Annotated in this window: 13 protein-coding genes and 1 pseudogene; 7 read left to right on the forward strand and 7 right to left on the reverse strand. The window is 69.8% G+C overall.

Going from position 1 to position 17,202, the window contains the following annotated elements; translation table 11 throughout:
• A pseudogene (locus F6Q13_RS15000) lies at positions 1–119 on the forward strand (succinate dehydrogenase/fumarate reductase iron-sulfur subunit); the annotation flags it as partial.
• A 25-nt stretch (positions 120–144) separates the two neighbouring features.
• Here the strand turns inward: F6Q13_RS15000 and F6Q13_RS15005 are convergent.
• The gene (locus F6Q13_RS15005; protein ID WP_293058010.1) at positions 145–633 is read right to left on the reverse strand and encodes a flavin reductase family protein; all 489 of its coding nucleotides are present in this window, start codon (positions 631–633) and stop codon (positions 145–147) included.
• Between the two features lie 315 nt (positions 634–948).
• Between F6Q13_RS15005 and F6Q13_RS15010 the strand changes: the two genes are divergently transcribed.
• Positions 949–2,784, forward strand: a complete 1,836-nt coding sequence (locus F6Q13_RS15010; RefSeq protein ID WP_293058013.1) for an acyl-CoA dehydrogenase — start codon at positions 949–951, stop codon at positions 2,782–2,784.
• Here F6Q13_RS15010 and F6Q13_RS15015 read toward each other — a convergent pair.
• Both F6Q13_RS15015 and F6Q13_RS15020 read right to left on the reverse strand, forming a co-directional pair.
• Positions 2,781–3,710, reverse strand: coding sequence for a TIGR03564 family F420-dependent LLM class oxidoreductase (locus F6Q13_RS15015; protein ID WP_293058016.1), 930 nt, complete (start codon positions 3,708–3,710; stop codon positions 2,781–2,783). The genes F6Q13_RS15010 and F6Q13_RS15015 overlap by 4 nt on opposite strands.
• A 6-nt stretch (positions 3,711–3,716) precedes the next feature.
• The gene (locus F6Q13_RS15020; protein WP_293058018.1) at positions 3,717–5,075 is read right to left on the reverse strand and encodes an acetyl-CoA C-acetyltransferase; all 1,359 of its coding nucleotides are present in this window, start codon (positions 5,073–5,075) and stop codon (positions 3,717–3,719) included.
• Positions 5,076–5,190: 115 nt separating this feature from the next.
• Between F6Q13_RS15020 and F6Q13_RS15025 the strand changes: the two genes are divergently transcribed.
• Together F6Q13_RS15025 and F6Q13_RS15030 are read left to right on the forward strand one after the other, a co-directional pair.
• Positions 5,191–6,567 carry a 3-oxoacyl-ACP reductase gene (locus F6Q13_RS15025; RefSeq protein WP_293058021.1) on the forward strand — a complete coding sequence of 459 codons (1,377 nt, stop codon included), beginning with the start codon at positions 5,191–5,193 and terminating at the stop codon, positions 6,565–6,567.
• A gap of 1 nt (position 6,568) precedes the next feature.
• Positions 6,569–7,411, forward strand: coding sequence for a MaoC/PaaZ C-terminal domain-containing protein (locus F6Q13_RS15030; protein WP_293058023.1), 843 nt, complete (start codon positions 6,569–6,571; stop codon positions 7,409–7,411).
• Here F6Q13_RS15030 and F6Q13_RS15035 read toward each other — a convergent pair.
• The 3 genes from F6Q13_RS15035 to F6Q13_RS15045 all read right to left on the reverse strand — a co-directional run bounded on the left by F6Q13_RS15035 (position 7,365) and on the right by F6Q13_RS15045 (position 10,499).
• A complete protein-coding gene (locus F6Q13_RS15035; RefSeq protein ID WP_293058026.1) occupies positions 7,365–8,648 on the reverse strand; it encodes a chloride channel protein in 1,284 nt (427 codons plus the stop codon). The genes F6Q13_RS15030 and F6Q13_RS15035 overlap by 47 nt on opposite strands.
• Positions 8,649–8,667: 19 nt before the next feature.
• Positions 8,668–9,303, reverse strand: coding sequence for a TetR/AcrR family transcriptional regulator (locus tag F6Q13_RS15040; RefSeq protein WP_293058029.1), 636 nt, complete (start codon positions 9,301–9,303; stop codon positions 8,668–8,670).
• 62 nt (positions 9,304–9,365) lie between these two features.
• Complete coding sequence (locus F6Q13_RS15045) at positions 9,366–10,499, reverse strand: glycoside hydrolase family 3 N-terminal domain-containing protein (RefSeq protein ID WP_293058040.1); 1,134 nt, start codon at positions 10,497–10,499, stop codon at positions 9,366–9,368.
• Between the two features lie 81 nt (positions 10,500–10,580).
• Here F6Q13_RS15045 and F6Q13_RS15050 point away from each other — a divergent pair, with 81 nt between their 5' ends.
• The 3 genes from F6Q13_RS15050 to F6Q13_RS15060 are packed head-to-tail and all read left to right on the forward strand — an operon-like array spanning position 10,581 to position 16,540.
• Positions 10,581–10,754 (forward strand): DUF2613 domain-containing protein, encoded by a 174-nt coding sequence (locus tag F6Q13_RS15050; protein ID WP_293058032.1) that lies wholly within the window; start codon positions 10,581–10,583, stop codon positions 10,752–10,754.
• A gap of 28 nt (positions 10,755–10,782) precedes the next feature.
• On the forward strand, positions 10,783–15,066 hold the full coding sequence (locus tag F6Q13_RS15055) for an alpha-(1->3)-arabinofuranosyltransferase (protein ID WP_293058043.1): 4,284 nt from the start codon (positions 10,783–10,785) through the stop codon (positions 15,064–15,066).
• A 28-nt stretch (positions 15,067–15,094) separates the two neighbouring features.
• The gene (locus F6Q13_RS15060) at positions 15,095–16,540 is read left to right on the forward strand and encodes a lipase maturation factor family protein (protein WP_293058034.1); all 1,446 of its coding nucleotides are present in this window, start codon (positions 15,095–15,097) and stop codon (positions 16,538–16,540) included.
• Positions 16,541–16,634: 94 nt separating this feature from the next.
• Here the strand turns inward: F6Q13_RS15060 and F6Q13_RS15065 are convergent.
• A partial coding sequence (locus F6Q13_RS15065; protein WP_293058037.1) for an alpha/beta hydrolase occupies positions 16,635–17,202 on the reverse strand: 568 nt, incomplete at its 5' end.

A 17,202-nucleotide genomic window follows, 5' to 3' on the forward strand; every position in this document is an offset into this window, starting at 1 on the left:
AGGTCTGCCCGGAGGGCATCGCGATCACCGACAACGGGATCATCCCGATGAAGGAGCGCGTCGCCGGCCACCGCTACGACCCGCTGGTGTGGCTGGGCAACAAACTGTTCCGCCGCTGATCCGCGCGAACGCGACCATCGGCGCTCAGGTGCCGAGCCGGCGAAGCACGCTGCGGTGAAAGACGATCGGCGCCACTTCGGGGTCGACCTGAATGTCGCTGACCCGCAGCACGACGATGGTGTGGTCCCCGGCCGGCACCAGTTGCTCGATGGCGCTCTCCAGCCACACGCTGGTGCCCTTGATGAACACCGCGCCGCTGCTTCGACACACGGTGTCCAGACCGGCGAACCGGTCCCCGGTCTTGGCGGCCAGGGTGCGCACCGCCGCGTCGTGTGCCTCACCCAGGACGCTGATACCCAGCGACGGCGCCTTCTTGAGCTTCGGCCAGGTGGTCGAGGTGTTCTGCACGCAAAACGACACCAGCGGCGGATCCAGCGACACCGGCACGAACGTGCTGGCCGCCAGACCTTCCCGCACGCCGCCGACCTCGGCGGCGACAGCGACGACCCCGGTGGGAAAGTGACCGAAGGCCTCGCGCAGTGACGCGGGTGTCAGCTTGTCGAGCGGCTTCACCGGGGTTTCATTCCTGTGGGCGGTTCTCGCGTCTCCGACCCTACTCGCGACCGACGTCGACGTGGCCGCCGACCCACTCGCCGGGGCGCAGTGACCATCACCACAACGGGCACCGGGTTGACCATCAGGGCAGGTCACGGCGGCAATCCGGCCGCGAATCGTCAGCAACCCAACCGGTTGGTTACTTAGTCGGCGAAATGTCGCTCACAGCCGCTTGCGCTGCCGTTGCGAACGCGTTAGGTTTGGCACTGTTACCGGTGGGTAACTTCTGTGGAGTACCCAACCGCGAGTGGCATTCTCGTCGAGGAGGAGCAGGTGAGCCACTACAAGAGCAACGTCCGCGACCAGCTGTTCAATCTGTTCGAGGTGTTCGGCGTGGACCGGGCGTTCGGCGAGGGCGACTACCGCGACCTGGATGTGGAGACCGCCACGGAGATGCTGGGCGAAATCAGCCGGCTGGCCGAGGGACCGGTCGCCGACTCGTTCGCCGAAGGCGACCGCAACCCGCCCACCTTCGACCCGCAGACCCACTCGGTCTCGCTGCCGGAGCCGTTCAAGAAGTCGGTGCGCGCGGTGCTCGACGGTGGTTGGGACAAGGTCGGCCTCGACGAGGAGCTGGGCGGCATGCCGATGCCCAAAGCCGTCGTCTGGGCGCTGCACGAGCATCTGCTGGGCGCGAACCCGGCGGTGTGGATGTACGCCGGCGGCGCCGGCTTCGCCAACATCTTCTTCCACCTGGGCACCGAGGAGCAGAAGAAGTGGGCCGTGCTGGCCGCTGAGCGGGGCTGGGGCGCCACGATGGTGCTGACCGAGCCCGATGCCGGTTCGGATGTGGGCGCTGCCCGCACCAAGGCGGTCCGGCAGGACGACGGGTCCTGGCACCTCGACGGAGTCAAGCGGTTCATCACCTCCGCGGACTCCGGTGACCTCTTCGAGAACATCTTCCACTTGGTACTGGCCCGCCCCGAGGGCGCCGGTCCCGGCACCAAAGGGCTGTCGCTGTTTTTCGTGCCCAAGTTCCTCTTCGACCCCGAGACCGGCGAGCCGGGCGACCGCAACGGCGTGTTCGTCACCAACGTCGAACACAAGATGGGGCTCAAAGTCTCCGCGACCTGCGAGCTGACGTTCGGCCAGCACGGCATACCGGCCAAGGGCTGGCTGGTCGGCGAGGTGCACAACGGTATCGCGCAGATGTTCGAGGTCATCGAGCAGGCCCGGATGATGGTCGGCACCAAGGCGATCGCCGCCCTGTCGACCGGCTACCTCAATGCGCTGGAATACGCCAAGACCCGGGTACAGGGCGCAGACATGACCCAGATGACCGACAAGACCGCGCCCCGGGTCACCATCACCCACCACCCCGACGTCCGCCGGTCCCTGATGACCCAGAAGGCCTACGCCGAGGGTTTGCGCGCGCTGTACCTCTACACCGGGACCTACCAGGATGCGGCGGTGGCCAAGGCGGTGCACGGCGTGGACGCCGACCTGGCGGTGCGGGTCAACGACCTGATGTTGCCGGTGGTCAAGGGCGTCGGTTCGGAACAGGCCTATGCCAAGCTCACCGAGAGCCTGCAAACCCTCGGGGGATCGGGCTACCTGCAGGATTACCCGATCGAGCAGTACATCCGCGACGCTAAGATCGACTCGCTCTACGAGGGCACCACGGCCATTCAGGCGCAGGACTTCTTCTTCCGCAAGATCATCCGCGACAAAGGCGTGGCCCTGGGCCACGTGGCCGGCCAGATCGAGGAATTCGTCAAAAACGAGACCGGCAACGGCCGGCTGAAGTCCGAGCGTGCGCTGCTGGCCACCGCCTTGGCGGACGTGCAGGCGATGGCGGCCGCGCTGACCGGCTACCTGATGGCCGCCCAGGAGGAAGTCACCAATATCTACAAGGTCGGCCTGGGCTCGGTGCGCTTCCTGATGAGCGTCGGCGATCTGATGATCGGCTGGTTGCTGCAACGCCAGGCGGTGATCGCCGTCGACGCACTCGACGCCGGGGTCAGTGACGCCGATCGAGCCTTCTACGAAGGCAAGATCGCGGTGGCGTCGTTCTTCGCCAAGAATTTCCTGCCGTTGCTCTCCAGCACCCGCCAGGTGATCGAGACGCTCGACAACGACATCATGGAGCTCGACGAAGCGGCCTTCTAAAAAGAGTCGTGTCGGCGCAACAAAGCGCGGGTGCGGGCACGGACGTCGGGGGAGCGGTCGAAGACGACGCCGACGAACTCGTCGACGCCGGCGGCCCGCAGCGTGTCCAGGTGTCCGGCCACGGTGGGCTCATCGCCGATGATCGCCGCGTCTTCGGGGCCGCCGAACCCTTCCCGATCGAGCATGGCGCGGTACGAGGGCAACTGCCCGTAGAGGGCGAATCGTTCGGCGGCCTGCGCCCGGGCACCGGCGGCGTCGTCGGTGACGCTGACCGGCAGCGCGGCGACGACCCGCACCGACCCGTCGGGCCGGCCGGCGTCGGCCGCCGCCTGGCGCAGGGTCGGCCCGACGTGGTCGGCCAAGGTCTTGGGGCCGGTCATCCAGGTGACGGTGCCTGCGCTGCGCCGGCCCGCCAACCGCAGCATCTGGGGACCTAACGCCGCGATGTACACCGCGGGGGCGCGGGCACCCGGGATCTGAAGCGCCCCGCGCGTGGTCACCGTCTGGCCGACGGCGTCGGCCGCCTCGCCCGCCAGCAGCGGCTGCAGACCGTCGAGGTACTCACCCAGTCGCCGAACGGGTTTGTCCCACGGGATACCCCACATGCCTTCGGTGACCGCCTGATGGGTCAGTCCCAGACCGAGGATGAAACGGCCGCTGCCGATCAGGCTGAGCGTCAACGCACGCTGCGCCAGCAGCATCGGGTGCTGGTTCTGGATCGGGACCACGCCGGTGGCGACCTCGATGCGGTCGACCTCACGCAGGGCGACCGCCAGCACCGTGAGCAGATCCGGTTCGTAGGGCATCTGAGTCATCCAGACGCGACGGAAGCCCTCATCGCGCAATCCGGCGAGGTTATCCACGGTGGCGTCGACGGGACAACGCCCGCCGGTATCACTCAACGATCCGAGAATGCTGATCTGCACGGCGCCTCAGGTCTCCAGGATCGCCGCGACACCTTGCCCGCCGGCCGCGCAGATCGAGATCAGCGCCCGCAGCGGCGTGCCGGTGCCGCGCTGTTGCGGGGCTCGAGCGGCTGCGGCCTCCGCCAGTTGCTTGGCGGCCTGCGCGAGGATCCGGCCGCCGGTGGCGGCGAACGGGTGGCCGGCGGCCAGCGACGAGCCGTTGACGTTGAGCTTGGATCGGTCGATGGGGCCCAGCGCGGCGTCAAGACCCAGCCGCTCTTTGCAGTATTCCTCGGATTCCATCGCCGCCAGGTGCGCGAGCACCACCGACGCGAACGCCTCGTGGATCTCGTAGAAGTCGAAATCCTGCAGGCTCAGTCCGTTTCGGGCCAACAGCCGCGGGATCGCGTAGGTCGGCGCCATCAGCAGGCCGTCGGGGCCGTTGACGTAGTCGACCGCCGCGGTCTCGGCGTCGACGAAATAGGCCAGCGGTGTCAGCGCGTGCTGCGACGCCCACTCCTCGCTGGACAGCAACACGACCGACGCGCCGTCGCTGAGCGGGGTGGAGTTGCCCGCGGTCATCGTCGCGTCGCCGGCTTTGAGCCCGAACACCGGCTTGAGCTTCGCCAGCGCCTCCATCGACGTGTCCGGGCGAAGGTTGTCGTCACGATAGAGCCCCAGAAATGGGGTGACCAGGTCGTCGAAGAAGCCGCGGTCGTAGGCGGCGGCCATGTTGCGGTGGCTGGCGAGGGCCAGCTCGTCCTGCTCGACCCGGGTGATACCGAGCTGTTTGGTGGTGATGGCCTGGTGTTCACCCATCGACAGGCCGGTGCGCGGTTCGCGGTTCACCGGGATCTCCACCCCGAGGCTGGCGGGCAGCTTGCCCACCAGCTTCAGCCGCTCGACGTACGACGCGGACCGACGCAGCCGCAGCAGGGTCCGGCGCAATTCCTCGCCGAAGCCGATCGGCGGATCGGAGGTGGTGTCCACCCCTCCGGCGGCGGCGACCTCGTAGCGTCCGGCGGCGATCCCGTCGGCGGCGGCGATGGCGGCCTGCAAGCCGGTCGCGCAGGCTTGCTGGAGGTCGAACGCCGGGGTGTAGGGCGACAGCTTCGATCCCAGGACGCATTCGCGGGTCAGGTTGAAGTCGCGGCTGTGTTTGAGCACCGCACCGCCGATCACCGCGCCGAGCCGCTCACCGGCCAGGCTGAACCGGTCGACCAGCCCGCCCAAGGCCGCGGTGAACATGTCCTGGTTCGACGCCTCGGCGTAGGCCCGGTCGGCCCGTGCGAACGGGATCCGGTTGCCGCCCAGCACGACCACGCGTCGCCGGGTTCCCGCCGCGGAACGTCCGGAAGAATCTGCGGAAGAATGTTCAGGGGCCACGTTGGTCTCCGTCGGTTGGGGTTGCGGTCGAGGTCATACTACCGAGTGTTCTTACTCTGAAGTAAGTTCGGTACGGTCGCCCGTAGCCGGCACGCTCGACATGAAAGGCAATCTAGTGGCTGCTCCATTCTCCGCGGATTTATTCTCCCGGGTCGTCAACTCCGGACCCGGATCGTTTTTGGCCCGCCAGCTCGGCATGCCCAGGCCCGAGCCACTGCGGCGCTACCGGGTCGGCGAGCCGGCGCTGGCCGGGTCGCTGCTGATCGGCGCCCCTCCGGACCAGGGCGGCCGCGTGGCCGAACCGCTGCGCGCGGCCCTGGACCGTGATTACCAGGTGGTGGGCGCCAACCTCGGGGGCCGCTGGGCCGATTCGTTCGGCGGACTGGTGTTCGACGCCACCGCTATCGGTGCGCCGCGGGAGTTGTCGGCACTGCACGAGTTCTTCACGCCGCTGCTGCGCAACCTCGGCCCGTGCGGTCGTGTCGTGGTGGTCGGCACCACCCCCGACCAGGCGGGCAGCAGCGACGCGTGGGTCGCGCAGCGTGCCCTGGAGGGCTTCACCCGCTCACTCGGCAAGGAACTGCGCCGCGGAGCCACGGCCCAGCTGGTGTATCTGTCGCCTGACGCCAAACCGGCGGCCACCGGCCTGGAGTCGACCATGCGGTTCATCCTGTCGGCCAAATCCGCCTACGTCGACGGGCAGGTCTTCTATGTCGGTGCGGCCGACTCCACGCCGCCGGCCGATTGGGACCGGCCGCTGGACGGCAAGGTCGCCATTGTGACCGGCGCGGCGCGCGGTATCGGGGCGGCGATCGCCGAGGTGTTCGCCCGGGACGGGGCCAAGGTCGTGGCGATCGACGTGGAGGCGGCCGGGGAGGCGCTGGACAAAACCGCCGGCCGGGTCGGTGGCACCGCGCTGACGCTCGACGTCACCGCCGACGACGCCGTCGAGAGGATCGCCGCGCATCTGCGCGAGCACCACGGCGGGCGGGCCGACATCCTGGTCAACAACGCCGGCATCACCCGCGACAAGCTGCTGGCCAACATGGACGACGCCCGGTGGAATCAAGTCCTGGCGGTCAATTTGCTTGCCCCGCTTCGCCTCACCGAAGGATTGGTCGAAGGCGGCAGCATCGGGGAGGGCGGCCGGGTGATCGGACTGTCGTCGGTGGCCGGTATCGCCGGTAACCGCGGACAGACCAACTACGCCATGACCAAGGCCGGCATGATCGGCCTCACCCAGGCGCTGGCACCCAAGCTCACCGAACAGGGCATCACCATCAACGCCGTCGCGCCGGGATTCATCGAAACCCAGATGACGGCGGCTATTCCGGTGGCCACCCGCGAGGTGGGCCGACGGCTGAATTCGCTGTTGCAGGGCGGCCAGCCCGTCGATGTCGCCGAAACGATCGCCTACTTCGCCAGCCCGGCGTCGAATGCGGTGACCGGCAATGTGATCCGGGTCTGCGGCCAGGCCATGATGGGGGCCTAGGGTGACCCAACCACGCCCCCTGACGAACCTGGTGCGCGCGGCGGCCGGGGCGCTGCCCTTCGTCCCGCGCGGCGACCAGGTGCCCGATCGGACGGTGACGGCCCACGACGTGCCCATCGACCGCGCCAACGTCGCCGCCTACGCGGCGGTGACCGGACTGCGCTACGGCGACACCGTGCCGCTGACCTATCCCTTCACGGTGACCTTCCCGATTGTGATGTCCCTGGTGACAGGATTCGACTTCCCTTTCCCCGCAATCGGATCCGTCCATGTCGAAAACCACATCACACAATATTCCCCGATCGCGGTGACCGATTACGTCGATGTCGCCGTACATGCGGAGAACCTCCGCGAACACCGAAGGGGCCTCCTGGTGGACCTGGTCACCGACGTCAGCGTCGGCAGCGACCTCGCGTGGCACCAGGTGACGACCTTTTTACATCAGCAGCGCACCAGCTTGTCCGACGAGCCCAAACCGCCGCCGGCCAAACAGCCCAAGCTGCCCCCGCCGAAGGCGATCCTGCAGATCACTCCCGGCCGGATCCGGCGTTACGCGGCCGTCGGCGGCGACCACAACCCGATTCACACCAGCCGGATCGGCGCCAGGTTGTTCGGGTTCCCGAATGTCATCGCGCATGGAATGTTCAGCGCCGCAGCGGTATTGCGCATCTTGGAGGGCCGGATTCCTGATGCGGTGCAGTATTCGGTGCGGTTCGCCAAGCCGGTGGTGCTGCCCGCCAGCGCGGGTTTGTACGTCGAGAAGATCGACGACGGCTGGAACCTCACGTTGCGCCATCTCACCCGAGGCTACCCACACCTGACCGCCGCGCTGCGGCCGCTGTAGGGACGGCTCGGCGGCGTTCGAGCAGTGCGCGCAGTCCGTGCGCGCCGAAGGCCGCGACCAGGAAAACCAGCAAGAGCCACAGCGGGGGTAGCGCCAGTTCCCAGACGAAGACCGCCGCCCACAGCGGGGCCCGTTGGGTCACCGCAAGCACACCCACGGCGCCGGCCAACGAGATGGCCGGGACGCTGATCTGCGTCCCGAGCACCGTGTTGGTGGTCAGCACCAGCAGCGACCCTGCCGCCGCGCCGGTGGCCAACGACGGCGTGAGCATCCCGCCGTTCGCGCCGGCGCGCAGGAAAATCGCGGTCAGAACCGGTTTCAAAACCAGCAGGACGCCCGCCGTGACCAGGGTCATGCCGCTGTCCAGGCTGACGGTCAGGATGCTCCTGCCGTTGCCGGGCAGATCAGGCCACCAGTGCGAGCAGATGCCGATCAGCAACCCGGCGGCGGCGATCGCCGGGACCAGCGCCGCCAACCTCTGCACGCGAGCCCGCCGGGCCGCGGCCATCAGCCGGTTGAAACCCGCGCCGACGGCCAGCGTTATCGGCGCCAACAGCACTGCGTGCGCGGTCAGCAGGTAGGACAGCCGCGGACTGGGCCAGTCCAGGATCGGCCGATCATGGGTGATGGCCGAAGCGACCGCGACCGCCACACTGGAGGTGATCAACGCCGCTCCCAGCGCCCGCGGGTGCCAGGTCTTCAACAGGACCCGTGCCGAAAACAGCGCACCACCCACCGGCACCGCGTAGACCGCGCCCAGTCCGGCGCCCGCCGCGCAGGCCAGCAGGATCTCCCGGTCGCGCACCGACAGCCGGTGCAGCCATCGGGTCGCCGTGTCGGCCAGGGCCGCCGCCAATTGGCGGGGCGCCCCCTCCCGGCCCAGCGACGCACCGGAACCCACCACGATCAGCTGCAAGGCCGCGTCGGTGCTCAAGGCCAGCAGCGGTAGCCGATCCCGGCTGCTGATCGCCTCGGTCAGCGACGGAACACGCGAGGTGGATCGCAGCGCCCACCAGCCCAGCCCGGCCAGCGCGCCACCGACCATCGGGCCCAGTGCCCGCCGGATCGGGCTGCTGGAGGTGACCCCGCCGAGCAAAGTCCCGAAGCGGTAGTGGTAGGTGAGGTGCTCGACGAAACGCAGCAGCGCGGTCGACGCCAGCCCGGCGACCCCGGCCATCAACCCCACGAGCACGAGCGCGCAGACGAAGTCGGCATGGCGGCGGGACGCAGCGGGCATCGGCGGGCGCAACCAGAAACTATCCGGAGCCGCTGGCGAGTCTGGGCGCGGCGGCGCCGACATCCGCCGGGGTACCCTTCAGCCCGCGCCAGAACAGGTTGATCATCAGCGCGGCTGCTTCGTCGACGTCGGCGTCGCCGGTGCTGACCCGGCTGGCCACCGCCTCGCCGGCCCCCACCAGCGCCACCGCCATCATTTCGAAGTCGACGTCGGGCTCGGGGTTTCGGGTCCCGGCCCGCAACAGTCCGGCCACCAGCGCGATGATCCGCTCGCGGCCCTCACGCACGGTGTGGGCGAACGCCTGCGAGCTGGTGGCCTGGGCGTACATCACGATCCACGACGCCCGGTTGGCGTCGATGTAGCGCAGAACGGACACGATGGTGTTGCGCAGCAGATCCTTCGGGCTTTGCTCGAGGTCGATGTCTGCGCGCACCGCGTCGATGAACCTGGTCAGCTCGCGGTTCAGGCACGCGCCGAACAGTTCTTCCTTGGAGCCGTAGTACAGGTAGAGCATCGGCTTGGAAATCTCGGCCTTGGCGGCGATCGCGTCCATCGACGTCTCGTGGTAGCCGTTGACCGAGAACATCTGGACAGCGGCGTCGAGCATCTGCTGCTCGCGGACGGCGCGCGGCAACCGCTTGGTACCACCTGCCATGCTGTGCCTTTCTGACGGCCGGCCCGCCCACCACGCGAAATGAGCCGACGTGCAGGGTAAGTCTATGGGCCGCAGCCCGGCCCGGGGTGCTTGACCGCCGCCATCCGTCGCACCGAAGCGTCCACCGCCGGCAACGCCAACTCACCGGCGGCCACCGCTTTTTCCAGGCGGTCCAGCACCGCGGGCACCGCGTCGGTGGTGACCCACAGCGCGGTGTCGGTACCGGCCTGCAGGCTGCGCAGCACCGCGTCGGCCACCCCGAAGCGCTGGTTGATCGCGGCCATGCTGGACAGGTCGTCGCTGAACACCGGCCCGTTGAACGACGGGCCACCGTAGCCGCTGCCGTCGCGCAGGAGCGCCACGGCGGCCCGGCTCAGGCTGGCCGGCTCGTCGCCGGTGAGTCCGGGAACCTGCAGGTGACCCATCATCACCCCGACCGGGGTCGCGGCGACCAGCGTCCGGTAGGGGACCAGGTCCTCGCGCTGCAACGCCTCCAGCGGCGGGGTGGTGACACCGCCGGTGTGCGAATCACCCGACCCGTGTCCGTGGCCGGGAAAGTGCTTGAGCACGGGCAGCAGCCCGGCGTCGCGCAGGCCGCGGGCGTAGGCCCCGGCGTATCGGGTGACCACCGTCGGATCCGAACCGAACGAGCGGTCACCGATCACGGTGTCGTCCGGCGCATCGGTGACGTCGACGTCCGGGGCGAAGTCGATGGTGATACCCAACCCGCGCATCTTGTGGCCGCGGTCCAGCGCAATCTCGTAGACGTCGTCGGCGCTGCGGGTCTGCGCAAGCACCCGCGCCGACGGCGACCGGCCGATCAGCGCCGACAAGCGCGACACCCGGCCCCCCTCCTCGTCGACACCGACCGCCAGCGGCAGTGGGCCCGCGGTTCGGGCGATCTCGGCCAGGGAACCGTCGGTGAGCATCGACAAGTCGGTCCAGCTGCCGATGAAGATGCCGCCGACGTGCTGGTCGGCGACCACCGCCGCGGCGTCGCCGGCGTCGCGCACCCCGACCATCAGCAACTGGGCCAGTTTGTCGCGGATCGGCAGCCGCGTCAGGTCGGCGCACACCCGCGGTGGCGGCGCGGCCGCCGGGTGACCGGTGCTCGACGAGGGTGCGGGAGGCCTGGTGGGGCCGCCGCATGACGTGACAAGCGCCGACGTCACGGCCAGCACCGCCGCCCCGCGCATCCAACCCACCGACCCATGCTGTCATGGACGGTGATGCTAGGTTGGGCCACTGACCCCGACCCGCGACTTCGAGGAGCACCGATGAACCGGTTCGTTGCACCCGCGGCAGCCAGCATCGTGGTCGGCGTGCTGCTGGGCGCGGCCGCGATCTTCGGAGTCACCCTGATGGTGCAGCAGGACACCAAGCCGCCGCTTCCCGGCGGCGACCCGCAGTCATCGGTCCTCAACCGGGTTGAGTACGGCACCCGCAGCTAGCCCACGCGTCGCAGCCCCGCCCGCTGCGATCCAGGCCCCGTCCCCGGATGGGGCACCGCTGTCGCGGCGCTGGTTGTGGGGGGTCGCGGTGGTTGCGCTGACAGTGAGTTTCGCCCAGTCGCCCGGGCAGGTCTCGCCCGACACCAAACTCGATCTCACCGCCAACCCGCTGCGGTTCCTGGCCCGGGCCACCAACCTGTGGACCAGCGAGCTGCCGTTCGGGCAGGCCCAGAATCAGGCCTACGGGTACCTGTTTCCGCACGGCACGTTTTTTGCGGCCGGTCACCTGCTGGGGCTGCCCGGCTGGGTCACCCAGCGGCTGTGGTGGGCGGTGCTGCTCACGGTCGGGTTCTGGGGGCTGCTGCGCGTCGCTGAGGCGCTCAACGACGGGAAGGGCATCGGGACCACGACCTCGCGGGTGGTTGCCGCCGCCGCGTTCGCGCTCTCGCCGCGGGTCCTGACCACGCTCGGGTCGATCTCGTCGGAGACCCTGCCGATCATGCTGGCGCCGTGGGTGCTGTTGCCGACCGTCGTGGCGCTGCGCGCCGAGCCCGACCGGTCGGTGCGCAGGCTGGCCGGGCAAGCCGGGCTCGCGGTGGCATTGATGGGCGCGGTCAACGCCATCGCCACGGCCGCGGGTTGCCTGCCCGCGGTGATCTGGTGGGCCTGTCACCGGCCCAACCGGGTGTGGTGGCGTTACACCGCCTGGGGGCTGTTGGCGCTGGCGTGCGCGACATCCTGGTGGCTGGTCGGGTTGGTGCTGATGGCCCGGATCAGCCCCCCGTTCCTGGACTTCATCGAATCCTCCGGTGTCACCACGCAATGGTCGTCGCTGGTCGAGGTGCTGCGCGGCACCGAGAGCTGGACGCCGTTCGTGGCACCCACCGCCACCGCGGGCGCGCCGCTGGTCACCGGGACCGTCGCGATCCTGGGCACCAGCCTGGTGGCCGCTGCCGGGTTGGCCGGGCTGGCGATGTCCGCCGGGCGCGGCGTGCCCGGAAGTGGGCGGCTGGTGACGATGCTGCTGATCGGGGTGGCGCTGATCGCCGCCGGGTACTCCGGGCGGCTGGGCGCACCGTTCGCGCACCAGGTGCAGGCGTTTTTGGACGGTGCCGGCGCACCCCTGCGCAACGTGCACAAGCTGGAATCGCTGATCCGCATCCCGCTGGTGCTGGGGCTGGCCGAGCTGTTGGGCCGGGTGCCGTTGCCGGGCAGCGCACCCGCGCGGGTGTGGATCAGCGCGTTCGCCCACCCGGAACGCGACCGACGCGTCGCGGCCGTCATCGTCGTGCTGGTCGCCCTGGCCGTCAGCACCTCTCTGGCCTGGACCGGCCGGGTCGCTCCCCCGGGCGCGTTCCGGGCTATTCCGCAGTACTGGCGCGATGCCGCCGACTGGCTGGCGGCGCACAACGCCGGCACCCCGACCCCGGGCCGGGTCCTGGTGGTTCCCGGCGCGCCGTTCGCCACCCAGGTCTGGGGCTCCAGCCACGACGAACCGTTGCAGGTGCTCGGCGAGGGCCCGTGGGGGGTGCGTGACTCGATTCCGTTGACGCCGCCGCAAACTATCCGAGCGCTGGACTCCGTGCAGCGGTTACTGGCCGCCGGCAGGCCGTCGGCCGGTCTGGCCGACACCCTGGCCGGCCAGGGTGTTTCGTATGTGGTGCTGCGCAACGACCTCGACCCGGACAGCTCGCGCTCGGCGCGCCCGATCCTGGTTCACCGCGCCATCGCCGGCTCGCCGCGGCTGCAGAAGGTGGCGCAGTTCGGCGCACCGGTCGGTGCCGGACCGGTTCGGGGATTCGTCAGCGACAGCGGACTGCGACCGCGCTATCCCGCGGTGGAGATCTATCGGGTGATCTCCCCGGACGCTCCCGGTAATCCCGCGGCCCCCTACCTCGCCGACGTCGACCGTCTGCCCCGCATCGACGGCGGTCCCGAGGTGCTGCTGCGCCTGCAGGAACGCCGCCGGCTGCGGGGCCTGCCCGCGCTGGGACCGGTGTTGATGACCGCCGACGCCCGCCGCGCCGGCCTGCCGCTACCCGGGGTCACCGTCACCGACACCCCGCTGGCGCGGGAGACCGACTACGGCCGGGTCGACGACCACTCGTCGGCGATCCGGGCCCGCGGCGACACCCGGCACACCTTCAACCGGGTGCCCGACTATCCCGTCCCGGGCGCCGACACCGTCTACGGCGGCTGGGTCGGCGGCCGCCTCACCACCTCCAGCTCGTCCGCGGACGCCACCGCGCTGCCCGACGTCGCGCCCGCGGCCTCGCCCGCGGCCGCGGCCGACGGCGACGCCGCGACCGCCTGGGTGTCCAACGCGCTGCAGTCCGCGGTGGGCCAGTGGCTCCAGGTGGATTTCGATCACCCGGTGACCAATGCCGTCATCACCCTCACGCCCAGCGCGACCCCCGTCGGTGCCCAGATCCGCCGCATCCAGGTCGCCACCGCCAACGGCACCACCACGCTGCGCTTTGACGAGCCCGGCAAACCGCTCACCGCGGCGCTGCCCTACGGCGAAACCCCGTGGGTGCGCATCACCGCGATCGGCGCCGACGACGGGTCGGCCGGCGTGCAGTTCGCCGTCACCGATCTGTCGATCACCCAGTACGACGCGTCCGGATTCGCCCACCCGGTCGGCCTGCGGCACACCGTGCTGGTGCCCGGACCGCCGCCGGGTGTACCGGTCGCCGGCTGGGATCTGGGCGCCGAGTTGCTGGGCAGGCCGGGGTGCGCCGACGGTCCCGACGACGTGCGCTGCGCGGCCTCGATGGCGCTGGCCCCGGAAGAACCGGCGACGTTCAGCCGCACGCTGAGCGTGCCGGCGCCGACGGCGGTGACCCCGACGGTGTGGGTGCGGTCCCGACAGGGCCCCAAGCTGGCCGATCTGATCGCCGAGCCCGATACCGCCAGGGCGCGCGGGGATTCGGATCTGCTCGACGTCCGCGGCTCGGCCTATGCCGCCACCGACGGTGATCCCGCGACCGCATGGACAGCGCCGCAGCGGGTGGTGCAGCACGAGGAGTCCCCGACGCTGACCGTGACGCTGCCGCGGCCCACCGCGGTGAGCGGGTTGCGGCTCACGCCGTCGGGTTCGGCTCTGCCCGCTCATCCGAGGATGGTCGCCGTCGACCTCGGTGCCGGTCCCGAGATCCGCGAATTGCGGGCCGGCCCCCACGGCGCGGACGGGCCGCATACGATCCGGCTGACGCCGCGGGTCACCGGCAGCATCACGATCAGCCTGCTGGACTGGGACGACGTGATCGATCGCACCGCGCTGGGTTTCGACCAGCTCAAACCGCCGGGCCTGGCCGAGGTCGTGGTGCTCGGCGGCGACGGCGCCCCCGTTGGGGCCGCCGACCCCGCCCGCAACCGCTCCCGGGTCGTCACCGTCGACTGCGCGCACGGCCCGGTGATCGCCATCGCCGGCCGGTTCGTGCACACCGCGATCACGACCACGGTGGGCACGCTGCTCGACAGCGCGCCGGTGGCCGCGCGGCCGTGCGACCAGCAGCCGATCGCGTTGCCGGCCGGCCAGCAGGAGCTGTTGATCAGCCCCGGGGAGCAGTTCATCGTCGACGGTGCCCAGCTGTCGGGCCCACGGGATACCGGATCGGTCTCGGCGACTCCGGTTCCGGTGCAGACGGGCGTCTGGGGCTCGGCTCGTCGCGAGGTGCGGGTAGCTGCCTCGCCCACAGCACGGGTTCTGGTGGTGCCCGAAAGCATCAACGCCGGCTGGGTGGCGCGCACCGCCGACGGTGCGCGGCTGGATCCGGTCGCGGTCAACGGGTGGCAACAGGGCTGGGTGGTGCCGCCGGGACTCTCCGGCACCATCGCGCTGACCTTCGCGCCCAACCCCGCGTATCGGGCCGGGCTGGCCGGCGGGCTGGTGCTGGTGCCGCTGCTGGCGCTGCTGGCGTGGTGGCCGGTGCGGCGGCGAGCCGGCGTGTTGCAGCCCGCCCGCCCGTGGGCGCCCGGGCGGTGGGCGGCGATCGCGGTGCTCGGGGTCGGCGTGGTGGTCGCCGGCGCGGCCGGCGTGCTGGTGTTCGGCGCCGCGCTCGGCCTGCGGTGGATGCTGCGCGACCGACCGCGGTGGCGCGACGCGGTCACCCTCGGGTGCAGCGCCGGCGGGCTGATCGCGGCCGGTGCCGCGCTCTCGCGGCATCCGTGGCGGTCGGTCGACGGCTACGCCGGGCATTCGGCCGGCGTGCAGCTGTTGGCGCTGATTTCTGTGGCGATGGTGGCCGCATCGGCGGTGGCAGGCGCGACAATGGGAAGAAAGACAACGGGAAGAAACCACGACCGATAAAGCGTCCAGCGTCCGAGGAGTCACGGACATGGGATGGTTTAGCGCACCGGACTATTGGTTGGGTCGGCTGATACTGGAGCGCGGGATCGCGGTCGTCTACCTGATCGCGTTCGTGGCGGCGGCCCGCCAATTCCGCGCGCTGATCGGCGAGCACGGGATGCTGCCGGTGTCCCGGTATGTGGCCCGGGTGCCTTTCCGCCGGGAACCGAGCATCTTCCATTTCTACTACTCCGATCGGTTTTTCGCCGCCGTCGCATGGGCCGGTGCCGCACTGTCGGCCGCCCTCGCCGCCGGCCTGGGCGCCCTGGTGCCGTTATGGGCGGCGATGGGCATGTGGCTGCTGCTGTGGATTTTCTACCTGTCGATCGTCAACGTGGGCCAGACCTGGTATGCATTCGGCTGGGAGTCGCTGCTGTGCGAAACCGGGTTTTTGGCGATCTTTCTCGGCACCGACTCGGTGGCACCGCCGACGCTGACCATGTGGCTGGCCCGGCTGCTGCTGTTTCGGGTGGAGTTCGGCGCCGGGCTGATCAAGCTGCGCGGTGACCGGTGCTGGCGGGATCTGACCTGTCTGTACTACCACCACGAAACCCAGCCGATGCCCGGGCCGCTGAGCTGGTTTTTCCACCATCTACCCAAGCCGCTGCATCGGGTCGAGGCGGCGGGCAACCACTTCGCCCAACTGGTGGTGCCGTTCGGGTTGTTCGCTCCGCAGCCGGTGGCCGGCATGGCCGGGGCGATCGTGGTGATCACCCAGCTGTGGCTGGTGGCATCCGGCAACTTCGCCTGGCTCAATTGGTTGACGATCCTGTTGGGCTGCAGCGTGATCGACGTGTCGTCGGTGACAGCCCTGCGGGCGCTTACGCCGCCCGCCATGGCTGAGCCGCCGATGTGGTTCGCCGGGCTGGTGAGCGTGTTCGCCGTCGTGACAGTGGTTTTGAGCTACTGGCCGATCCGCAACATGCTCTCGCGGCGGCAGCGGATGAACATGTCGTTCAACCCCTTCCACCTGGTCAACACCTACGGCGCGTTCGGCAGCATCGGCCGCACCCGGCGCGAAGTGGTGATCGAGGGCACCGACGACGAGAGGATCACCGAGCAGACCGTCTGGAAAGAATACGAGTTCAAAGGCAAACCCGGCGCGGTGCGGCGGATTCCGCGGCAGTGGGCGCCCTACCACCTGCGGCTGGACTGGCTGATGTGGTTCGCCGCCATCTCCCCGGACTACGCCGACCCGTGGCTGCTGAGATTTCTGGTGCGGCTGTTGCGCAACGACGCGGCCACGCTGCGGCTGCTGCGCCACAATCCGTTCCCGGACTCTCCGCCGCGGTTCGTGCGCGCGCAGCTGTACCGCTACCGGTTCACCACGTTTGACGAGCTGCGCCACGAGCACGCCTGGTGGCACCGCACGCTGGAAGGCCGCTATCTCGGCCCGGTCACGCTGGAGAAGGTGAAAACCTCGCACGCCGACTGAGCACTGCACCCCGCGGGACTTGTTGCTGCGCCGGATCGCTCGCGCCGACGAGTTGCCGTCGTGCCGGCACGGCGAACGGCTCAGCTAGCTGCCGTCATGCGCCGTGCTTCGTGAGGAAGCGGCGCTGCTCGGCGGCGTGGTCGAGGTCTTCGGGGGTGTCCCCGCCGAATCCGCCGTGTGGCATGGCTTCGAATACATGCAGTTCGGCCTCCACGCCTGCGGCGCGCAGTTTGCGGTGCATCTGGACGGTGTCGGAGAGTAACAGGTCGCGCGTTCCGCTTTTCAAAAACGTGGGAGGCAAGCCGGACAGGTCACCAAAGAGTGGGGAGACGTAGGGGTCGTTCAGGTCGGCACCTGCGGCGTAGAGCGCGTTGACCGGGCGCAGGCTACTGAGAACGTTGTCCACGCCGGCGAGGGTCTGGAAGGTGTCGCCCGGTTCGGTGAGGTCGACCTGCGGCGAGTTGAGCACCAAAGCCGCGGGCATCGGCAACCCTTCGTCCTTGGCGCGCAACATCAGGGCGGCGGCGATATTTCCTCCGGAGGAGTCCCCGCCGACGAAGACCTGCGGGGGGTCGCGGTCCCTCAGCACGGCGCGGTAAACAGCGATGGCGTCGTTGAGGGCGGCGGGGTACGGATGACTCGGCGGCGTTCGATAGTCCACC

It is taken from the genome of Mycobacterium sp., assembly GCF_008709575.1.
Classification (GTDB): Bacteria; Actinomycetota; Actinomycetes; order Mycobacteriales; family Mycobacteriaceae; genus Mycobacterium.